This is a genomic window from Nocardioides sp. (assembly GCF_036274455.1).
In the GTDB taxonomy this organism is placed as follows: Bacteria; Actinomycetota; Actinomycetes; order Propionibacteriales; family Nocardioidaceae; genus Nocardioides.
The window spans coordinates 1-7,513 of sequence record NZ_DASUFR010000126.1 but is presented as its reverse complement, the minus strand read 5'-3'; the positions used below and the strand labels follow the sequence as shown (position 1 = coordinate 7,513).

Genomic DNA, 7,513 nt, shown 5'->3' with positions numbered 1-7,513 from the left:
ACCGGTGCCTTCGAGGCGGTGGAGCTGCGCGACGGCGGCGACCGCTACCTCGGCAAGGGCGTCCAGAAGGCGGTCGACGCGGTCATCCAGACCCTCGGCCCCGCGGTCGAGGGGCTCGACGCCGACGACCAGCGGACCCTCGACCAGACCATGCTCGACGTGGACGGGACGCCCAACAAGGCCCAGCTCGGGGCGAACGCGATCCTGGGCGTCTCACTGGCGGTGGCCAAGGCGGCGGCCGAGTCCGCCGGGCTGCCGCTGTTCCGCTATGTCGGCGGCCCCAACGCCCACCTGCTGCCGGTGCCGATGATGAACATCCTCAACGGCGGAGCCCACGCGGACTCCAATGTCGACGTCCAGGAGTTCATGATCGCGCCGATCGGCGCGCCGACGTTCAAGGAGGCGCTGCGCTCGGGCGCGGAGGTCTACCACGCGCTCAAGTCCGTGCTGAAGGCCAAGGGGCTCTCGACCGGGCTCGGTGACGAGGGCGGCTTCGCCCCCAACCTCGACTCCAACCGCGCGGCCCTCGACCTGATCGCCGAGGCGGTCGAGACGTCGGGCCAGAGCCTCGGCACCGACCTCGCGCTGGCGATGGACGTGGCCGCCAGCGAGTTCTGCGAGGGCGGCGTCTACACCTTCGAGGGCGTCCAGCGCTCCAGCGCCGAGATGACGGCCTACTACGCCGAGCTCGTCGACGCCTACCCGATCGTCTCGATCGAGGACCCGCTCGACGAGGACGACTGGGACGGCTGGAAGGCGCTGACCGACGGGCTCGGCGGCCGGATCCAGATCGTCGGCGACGACCTGTTCGTCACCAACGTCGAGCGGCTCCAGCGCGGCATCGACGGCGGCCAGGCCAACGCCATGCTGGTGAAGGTCAACCAGATCGGCTCCCTCACCGAGACCCTCGACGCGGTCGAGCTGGCGCACCGGGCGGGGTTCCGCAACATGATGAGCCACCGCTCCGGCGAGACCGAGGACACCACGATCGCCGACCTGTCCGTGGCCGTGAACTGCGGCCAGATCAAGACCGGCGCACCGGCCCGGTCCGACCGGGTGGCCAAGTTCAACCAGCTGCTCCGGATCGAGGACGAGCTGGGTGACTCGGCGCGGTACGCCGGAAAGGGCGCCTTCCCGCGGTTCAATCGGTAGGACATGTCTTCCTCTGACCGCAGCCGCCGCCCGGGCGGGCGCACCGGCCCGGGTCGGCGTCCGGGCGCGCCCCGGGGTGCGCGTCCTGCCGTCGTCCCCTCCGTCGAGCAGACCCGGCCCGACTCCCAGCGGCCGCGCTCGCGGCTCACCGGACGGGCCGCGGTGCTGGTGCTCGTCCTCGCGGTGCTGACCGTCTCCTACGCGTCCTCGCTGCGGGCCTATCTCCAGCAGCGAGCCCACATCAACGACCTCAAGACCGCCATCGCCCAGCACCAGGCCGACATCGACACGCTCGAGGCGGAGAAGGCCCGCTGGGACGACCCGGCCTACGTCCGGGCCCAGGCGCGGGAGCGGCTGGGCTATGTGATGCCGGGTGAGAAGAGCTACATCGTGCTCGGCGAGGACGGCAAGCCGCTCGAGCCTGCCTCGGAGCTCCAGGACCCGGCCACCGTCATCTCGACCACGCCGACGCCGTGGTGGAGCGACGGCTGGGCCTCGGTCGAGCTTGCCGGCAACCCGCCCAAGCCGACCGGCAGGCCCCCGGCCACCCAGATCGACGGCACCAGGAAGGGCACCGGCGGCGAGGACTCGGCGGGGGAGACCCCCGAGGCTCCGTGACCTCACCGGAGGAGCTCGAGGCGGTCGGCCGGCAGCTCGGGCGGCCCCCACGCGGCGTGCACGCGGTGGCCCACCGCTGCCCGTGCGGCCTGCCCGACGTCGTGGCCACCGAGCCACGGCTGCCGGACGGCACGCCGTTCCCCACGACCTTCTACCTGACCTGCCCCAGGGCGGCCTCCCGGATCGGCTCCCTCGAGGGCTCGGGGCTGATGAGGCAGATGGAGGCCCGGCTCAGGACCGACCCCGACCTGGCCGCGGCCTACACCGGGGCGCACGAGCGCTACCTGGCCGCGCGTGCAGAGCTCGGCAGCGTCCCGGAGATAGAAGGAGTGTCGGCGGGCGGAATGCCGGACCGGGTCAAGTGCCTGCACGTGCTCGCCGCCCAGGCGCTGGCCCAGGGCCGCGGCGTCAACCCGCTGGGCGACGAGGTGCTCGACGAGCTCGGCGACTGGTGGGCGGGCGGACCCTGCGTCTCCACCGGAGCGGCGCTTGAGTGAGCCCGTCGCCGCCATCGACTGCGGCACCAACACCATCCGGCTGCTGGTCGGGGCCATGCCGGACGTCGAGGTGCGCGAGTCGCGAATCGTCCGGCTCGGCCAGGGCGTCGACGCCACCGGCCGGCTGTCCGACGCGGCGCTGGCTCGCACTTTCGGCGCGCTGGACGACTACGCCGCCACGATCCGCGAGCACGGCGCGACCAGGGTCCGGCTGTGCGCCACCTCGGCGGTCCGCGACGCCGCCAACGGCGAGGTGTTCGTGCGCGGCGTCGAGGAGCGCCTCGGCGTCTCACCGGACATCCTGACCGGAGCCGAGGAGGCCGCGCTCGCCTTCGACGGCGCCGTCCGCAACCTGACCGGACCGGCCCCGGAGCCGGTGCTGGTGATCGACATCGGCGGCGGCTCGACCGAGCTCGTCCTCGGCTCCGGCGACCGGACCGTCGAGGCGGCGCACTCGATGGACATCGGCTCGGTGCGGCTGCACGAGCGTCACCTGCACCGCGACCCGCCGACCGGCTCCGAGGTGGCCGCCTGTGTCGCCGACATCGAAGCCCACCTCGACGCGGCACCGGTGCCGATCGGTGACGCGCGCACCGTCGTGGGCGTGGCCGGCTCCAACCTCACGATCGCGGCCGGGGTGCTGGACCTGCCGGGCTACGACCGCGCGGCGATCGACCAGGCCCGGCTCGCGACCCCCGACGTGGCGGCGTACGTCGAGCGGCTGGTCGCGATGACGGTCGACGAGCGGCGGGCCCTGCCCTACATGAACCCGGGGCGCGCGGACGTCATCGGCGCCGGCGCGCTGATCCTCGTCCGGGTGCTGGCCCGCGCCCACGTGGCGACCATGGTCGCCTCCGAGTCCGACATCCTCGACGGGATTGCCTGGTCGCTGGTCTCCTGAGGTCGTTTAGGTATCAGGTCCGGCGGGCACCGCGCAGGCATGAGCACCCAGCATCAGACCGACGAGCCGATCGGTGCCGTCGTGCACCGGCTGTCGGAGCAGATCCCCGAGCTGGTGCGCTCCGAGCTCCGGCTGGCCCAGGCGGAGCTGGCGGAGAAGGGCAAGCACGCCGGCACCGGCATCGGCATGTTCGGCGGCGCCGGGCTGCTGGCGCTCTACGGCCTGGCCGGGCTGTTCACCACCGTGGTGATCGCTCTCGACCTGGCCCTGCCGCTCTGGCTCAGCGCGCTCATCGTCACCGTCGTGCTGTTCGTCGCCGCGGGGATCGCGGCCCTCCTCGGCAAGAAGCAGGTCGGGCAGGCCACGCCCCCGGCGCCGGAGCGGGCGATCGCCGGGATGAAGGAGGACGTCGAGGCCGTGAAGGGACACCACCGATGACCTCGCACAAGGCCACCCCTGCCGAGATCGAGGCCGACATCGCGCGCCAGCGCGAGGAGCTGGCCACCACCGTCAACGAGCTGACCGAGCAGGTACAGGTCCGCGCGAGGACCACCGCCAAGCAGGCCGCGATCGCCGCGGGCATCGCCCTGGTCGTCTTCGTCGCCGTCACCGTCGTGAGAAGGAGAAGGTCATGAAGAAGCTTCCGTTGCTGGCCGCCGCCGCGGTCGGCTACGTGCTGGGCACTCGCGCGGGACGTGAGCGCTACGAGCAGATCAAGTCCGGCGCGCGCAGGTTGAGCCAGAACCCGAAGGTGCAGGACGTCGCCCACAAGGCCCAGGACGCCGCCACCCACCAGGCCGCGGCCGCCGCCGAGCTCGCCAAGGACAAGGTGAGCTCGGTCGCGTCGACCGCCGCTGACAAGGTCCGCGGCAGCGACGGCCAGGTGGGGATGCAGGCGACGCCGTAGCCCTGTCACCAGCACTGTCTAGTCTGGCGACCTGACCGAGCTGCCACACCCGGCGACCGGGCAGCCGTTCCCGTCGCCGGTTCCACCCGGCACCGGCTGGCCCGGCGACCCGGCCACGCCCGAGACCCCGGTCGCCCGCACGGCCGCGCAAGTACGCCGGCTCGCCGCCGGCGCCACGCTGGCCGTGCTCGACGCGGAGATCTCGGTGTGCCGGGCCTGCCCGCGGCTGGTCCGGTGGCGCGAGGACGTCGCCGTGGCCAAGCGCGCGTCGTTCGCGGGCCAGCCCTACTGGGGCCGGCCCATCCCGGGCTGGGGGTCGACCACGCCCGGCGTACTGATCGTCGGCCTCGCGCCCGCTGCCCACGGCGGGAACCGCACCGGCCGGGTGTTCACCGGAGACCGTTCCGGCGACTGGCTGTTCGCCTCGCTGCACCGGGTGGGGCTCGCCACCCAGCCCACGAGCGTCGACGCCACCGACGGGCTCGAGCTCATCGACACCCGGATGGTCGCGACGGTCCGGTGCGCGCCGCCGAAGAACAAGCCGACCACCGCCGAGCGCGACACCTGTGCGCCATGGATCGAGGCGGAGCTCGGGCTGCTCGTCGAGCACGTCCGCGTGGTCGTGGCGCTGGGCTCGATCGGGTGGGCCGCCACGCTGCGCACCTTCCGGGGCATGGGGTGGCAGGTCCCGGTGCCCAAGCCACGGTTCGGCCACGGCGCCGAAGCCGTGCTCACTGGTGCGGGCCGGCAGGTGACCCTGCTCGGCTGCTACCACCCGAGCCAGCAGAACACCTTCACCGGCAAGCTCACCGAGCCGATGCTCGACGCGGTGCTCGGTCGAGCCGCGGCTCTACGCTGACTGCGCCCCCGTATCCCAACCGGCAGAGGAAGCCGCCTTAAAAGCGGCCCAGTGTGGGTTCGAGCCCCACCGGGGGCACCACAGGAGGACGACCTGCCTCAACCACGGAGCCGGGACGAGGCCCGCAGCACGGAGGCTGTTCAGCAACAGGCCGAGGAGGCTGCCTCCTGGGCTGGGGAGGGCTCGACCAACAGGTGCGTGCAGCACTCCTGGCCCTCGGCCTCGCCGTTCGGCGTGGGGCTGTCCGCGAGGACTGTGTAGATCTCCCAGGACTCGCCGTTGGGGGTGCCGGTGACCCAGAACTTGTCCTGCTTGGCGTAGCAGCAGGTGGTGCCACGCTCATCGACCGACGCGAATCCGGCTTCAGCAAGCCGCGTCTGCTCAGCGTCGACGGTGTCTGTGTCGGCCACTTCGACGCCGAGGTGATTGACCGAGCCACCGTGGCCGGGGTTCTCGATCAGGACGAGCTTGAGCGGGGGGTCTGTGACGGCGAAGTTCGCGTATCCGGTCCGGACCTTGGCCGGCTCGGTGGCGAAGAGCCTGGAGTAGAACGCAATCGAGGCGTCGAGGTCATCGACGTTGAGGGCGAGCTGGATGCGAGACATGGTGACCTCCGATGGACATAGATGAACTTCTATGTCCATGACATTGCCACGGACATTGACAAGTGTCAATATTGACGCATGTCGAAGTCGCTGTTGGAGCTCACCCCCGTCGAGGCTGTCGCCTGTTGCTCCCCGGTGACTCGGGAGGCCCTCTCGGCACAGGCGGCGGAGCGGATCGCGCCGTTGGTGAAGGCGATCGCCGATCCGGTACGGCTTCGCCTGCTGTCGTTGGTGGCTTCCCACGTCGATGGCGAGGCGTGCGTGTGCGACCTCAACGACGCTTTCGAACTGTCCCAGCCCACGATCAGCCACCACCTCAAGCTGCTGCACGAGGCGGGCCTGCTGGAACGCGAGAAGCGCGGCGTGTGGGTCTACTACCGCATCAACGACAACGCCTTGCGCGATCTGGCAACGCTGTTGGGCGGGGTCACCGTCTGATGCCGCGCCCAGCGCCGAGGCTGGTCCGACGCGCCGCAGCGGAGTTCCTCGGGACCGCGTTCCTGGTCGCGGCTGTGATCGGGTCCGGCATCGCCGCAAGACGGCTCTCTCCCCACGACACCGGGCTTCAACTGCTCGAGAACAGCCTGGCCACTGGGGCCATCCTGGTCGCCCTCATCCTCGCGCTGCAGCCGGTCTCGGCGTCGTTCAACCCGGTCGTCACCCTGGTCGAGTGCGCGTTCGGTCGGCTCGGCACAGGCCCGGCCGCTGTGTTGGTCGTCGCCCAGGTCGCTGGAGGGATCGTCGGCGCGGTCGTTGCCAACCTCATGTTCGACCTTCACGGGGTCTCGATATCCAGCCACGACCGCATCACCGGCGGCCACCTGCTCGGTGAGGTCGTGGCCACTCTCGGCCTCGTGCTCATCGTGTTCGGAGCGCTGGGTTCCCCGCGCATCGAGACCGTCGCCCTTGCGGTTGGCGGCTACATCGCCGCGGCGTACTGGTTCACCAGTTCCACCAGTTTCGCCAACCCGGCAGTGACCGTGGCGCGCAGCCTGTCCGACACATTCGCCGGGATCGCACCGTCCTCGGTTCCGCCGTTCGTGCTCATGCAGCTTCTGGGCGGCGCGCTCGGTGCGGGAGCGGTGCTGCTGCTCCAGTTGCCTTCCACCAGTCAGACGATCTCCGAGGAAGCGCCATGACCCACGAGCCGGATGACGCCAGACCGACGGTGCTGTTCGTGTGTGTCCACAACGCGGGCCGCTCTCAGATGGCGGCCGGGTATCTGCAGCATCTGGCGGGCGACCGGATCGACGTCCTCTCCGCGGGGTCGCAGCCCGCCGACCAGGTCAACCCCGTTGCCGTCGCCGCGATGGCCGAAGAAGGAATCGACATCACCAGCGAGACCCCCAAGCTTCTGAACGACGCCGCCGTCTGCAGTGCCGACGTGGTCGTCACCATGGGCTGCGGCGACGAGTGTCCTTTCTACGCGGGTAAGCGCTACGAGGACTGGGTCCTGGACGACCCTGCCGGCCAGTCCATTGACGCCGTGCGCCCCATCCGAGACCAGATCAAGGCCAAGGTCGCAGACCTGATCGACAGCCTGGCCCGCTAGCCGCGCCGTGTTCGAAGTGAACCGCCCGGGTGGGCCGAGGGCGCCGACGGCCACCGGGTGCCCAGCCTGCGCAGGTGTCGACAGGCTCGCCCAGCGGCGCGCCACCCTGCCGCGACTTTCCGGCCTCGCACCCGCGACGGGTGGACGGTCCACGTGACCGACGAGACCTACATCGAGCCCTTCGGCGTGTCGGAGAGCACCGGTCGAGCCGACTGCCGTAGAAGGGCGGGGTCGGGACTGGGGGGTTCCGGCCCCGCTGCCCGTCGTTCACCATTGGATCCGGGGGAGCCATGGAAGAGCAGGACGAGACCGAGGCGTTCACCCAGGCCTACTGGGACGAGCGCTATGCCACCCACGACCACGTCTGGTCGGGGCAGCCCAACCAGCGGCTGCTCGAGCACGCCACGGACCTGCCGCTCGGG

12 protein-coding genes and 1 tRNA gene are annotated in these 7,513 nt (G+C 71.1%); 12 read left to right on the top strand and 1 reads right to left on the bottom strand.

Annotated elements, in window-relative coordinates; genetic code table 11:
• The 9 genes from eno to VFV89_RS12000 all read left to right on the top strand — a co-directional run.
• The coding region (gene eno, locus VFV89_RS12040; RefSeq protein WP_329706181.1) for a phosphopyruvate hydratase at positions 1 to 1,152 on the top strand (1,152 nt) is incomplete at its 5' end.
• Between the two features lie 3 nt (positions 1,153 to 1,155).
• Positions 1,156 to 1,770: a septum formation initiator family protein gene (locus tag VFV89_RS12035; protein ID WP_329706180.1), complete on the top strand. Its 615-nt coding sequence runs from the start codon at positions 1,156 to 1,158 to the stop codon at positions 1,768 to 1,770.
• The gene (locus VFV89_RS12030) at positions 1,767 to 2,267 is read left to right on the top strand and encodes a DUF501 domain-containing protein (RefSeq protein ID WP_329706179.1); all 501 of its coding nucleotides are present in this window, start codon (positions 1,767 to 1,769) and stop codon (positions 2,265 to 2,267) included. The genes VFV89_RS12035 and VFV89_RS12030 overlap by 4 nt, the downstream gene beginning before the upstream one ends.
• A complete protein-coding gene (locus tag VFV89_RS12025; protein WP_329706178.1) occupies positions 2,260 to 3,168 on the top strand; it encodes a Ppx/GppA phosphatase family protein in 909 nt (302 codons plus the stop codon). Before VFV89_RS12030 ends, VFV89_RS12025 begins: the two co-directional genes overlap by 8 nt.
• Before the next feature lie 39 nt (positions 3,169 to 3,207).
• Positions 3,208 to 3,606, top strand: coding sequence for a phage holin family protein (locus VFV89_RS12020; RefSeq protein ID WP_329706177.1), 399 nt, complete (start codon positions 3,208 to 3,210; stop codon positions 3,604 to 3,606).
• Positions 3,603 to 3,803, top strand: coding sequence for a DUF3618 domain-containing protein (locus VFV89_RS12015; RefSeq protein WP_329706176.1), 201 nt, complete (start codon positions 3,603 to 3,605; stop codon positions 3,801 to 3,803). Before VFV89_RS12020 ends, VFV89_RS12015 begins: the two co-directional genes overlap by 4 nt.
• Complete coding sequence (locus VFV89_RS12010; protein WP_329706175.1) at positions 3,800 to 4,075, top strand: hypothetical protein; 276 nt, start codon at positions 3,800 to 3,802, stop codon at positions 4,073 to 4,075. Before VFV89_RS12015 ends, VFV89_RS12010 begins: the two co-directional genes overlap by 4 nt.
• Before the next feature lie 31 nt (positions 4,076 to 4,106).
• Positions 4,107 to 4,934, top strand: coding sequence for a uracil-DNA glycosylase (locus VFV89_RS12005; RefSeq protein ID WP_329706182.1), 828 nt, complete (start codon positions 4,107 to 4,109; stop codon positions 4,932 to 4,934).
• A gap of 4 nt (positions 4,935 to 4,938) precedes the next feature.
• Positions 4,939 to 5,015: transfer RNA gene (locus VFV89_RS12000), tRNA-Leu, on the top strand.
• 59 nt (positions 5,016 to 5,074) lie between these two features.
• Here VFV89_RS12000 and VFV89_RS11995 read toward each other — a convergent pair.
• Complete coding sequence (locus tag VFV89_RS11995) at positions 5,075 to 5,539, bottom strand: ArsI/CadI family heavy metal resistance metalloenzyme (protein ID WP_329706174.1); 465 nt, start codon at positions 5,537 to 5,539, stop codon at positions 5,075 to 5,077.
• 78 nt (positions 5,540 to 5,617) lie between these two features.
• Here VFV89_RS11995 and VFV89_RS11990 point away from each other — a divergent pair, with 78 nt between their 5' ends.
• From VFV89_RS11990 to VFV89_RS11980, 3 genes are read left to right on the top strand one after another with little or no spacing between them, the layout of a single operon-like run.
• Positions 5,618 to 5,977, top strand: coding sequence for a metalloregulator ArsR/SmtB family transcription factor (locus tag VFV89_RS11990; protein ID WP_329706173.1), 360 nt, complete (start codon positions 5,618 to 5,620; stop codon positions 5,975 to 5,977).
• On the top strand, positions 5,977 to 6,678 hold the full coding sequence (locus tag VFV89_RS11985; protein ID WP_414690374.1) for an aquaporin: 702 nt from the start codon (positions 5,977 to 5,979) through the stop codon (positions 6,676 to 6,678). Before VFV89_RS11990 ends, VFV89_RS11985 begins: the two co-directional genes overlap by 1 nt.
• On the top strand, positions 6,675 to 7,091 hold the full coding sequence (locus tag VFV89_RS11980; RefSeq protein WP_329706171.1) for an arsenate reductase ArsC: 417 nt from the start codon (positions 6,675 to 6,677) through the stop codon (positions 7,089 to 7,091). The genes VFV89_RS11985 and VFV89_RS11980 overlap by 4 nt, the downstream gene beginning before the upstream one ends.
• The last annotated feature ends 422 nt before the right edge of the window (positions 7,092 to 7,513 follow it).